Genomic DNA, 1,274 nt, shown 5'->3' on the forward strand with positions numbered 1-1,274 from the left:
CGCCCGCGCGCTGGCCGACGCGGGGCGGGATCGCCGTCACCCTGGTCGAGCCATCCGCCCGCTACGTCGCCTGCCCCTTCTCAAACGCCGTGCTCGCCGGCGTGCGGGACCTCGCCAGCCAGACGTTCGAGGTCGCCGCCCTGGCCCGGGTGCCCGGCCTCTCTCTCGCCCCCCGCGCTGCCGTTGCGGTGGACCCGGACGCCCGAAGCGTGCACCTCGACGACGGCACGCAGCTCCCGTACGACCGGGTGGTGCTGGCACCCGGCATCGAAGTCCGCCTCGACGCCATCGCCGGATACGACGGCGCTGCCGCCGAGGCCATGCCCCATGCCTGGAAGGCCGGTCCCCAGACGCTGGCGCTGCGCCGGCAGCTGGAAGCCATGCCGGATGGCGGGCTGGTCGTCATCGCGGCCCCGCCCAATCCGTTCCGCTGTCCTCCGGGGCCCTACGAGCGGGCGAGCCTGATCGCCCATTTCCTGAAGGCCCATAAACCGCGCTCCAAAATCCTCATCCTCGACGCAAAGGACGCCTTCTCCAAGCAGCGGCTCTTCGAAGAGGCATGGGCCGCGCTCTATCCCGGCATGATCGAATGGGTGTCCCTGTCATTCGGCGGCCGGGTGATCGAGGCGGATGCCGCCGCGCGCACGCTGGTGACGGAGTTCGGCCGGCACCGCGCGGACGTGGCGAACGTCATCCCGCCCCAGCGCGCCGGCTCGATCGCAGCCGCGGCGGGAGTGGCGGACGCGACCGGCTGGTGCCCGGTCGATCCCGTCACCTTCGAATCGCGCCTGAGGCCGGGCATCCATGTGATCGGCGATGCCGCCATCGGCGGCGCCATGCCCAAGTCGGCCTTCACCGCCAACGGCCAAGCGCTGGTCTGCGCCATGGCCGTGGCCGACCTTCTCGCCGGGCGGGAGCCGGTGGAGCCGAAGCTCGTCAACACCTGCTACAGCCTCGTGTCGCCGGGCTATGCCATCTCCATCGCCGGGGTCTACCGCCCGCGCGACGGCCTCCTGGCGGAAGTGGCGGGGGCGGGCGGCACCAGCCCTCTCGGCGCGCCCGGTTCCGTCCGGTCGGCGGAGGCAGCCTATGCCGAAGCCTGGTTCGAGACCCTCACCCGGGGGGTCTACGCATGAGGACGGCACTCACCGCAGCGCTGCTCGCCGGTTTCGCCGCCGAGGCGGCGGCGCAGGCCGACCCGCCGGCGCCCGTTATGCGCTATGCGGTGATCGGCGACACGATCCGCCTGCTTCCCTCACCGGCCGCGGGAGACG

1 protein-coding gene is annotated in these 1,274 nt (G+C 72.6%); it reads left to right on the top strand.

Going from position 1 to position 1,274, the window contains the following annotated elements; genetic code table 11:
- On the top strand, nucleotides 1-1,136 hold a 1,136-nt coding region (locus tag AC2W7M_RS25735; protein WP_486135960.1), incomplete at its 5' end, for an FCSD flavin-binding domain-containing protein.
- Nucleotides 1,137-1,274: the final 138 nt, after the last annotated feature.

It is taken from the genome of Xanthobacter sp. BG11Y11_SDJG (genome assembly GCF_057364445.1).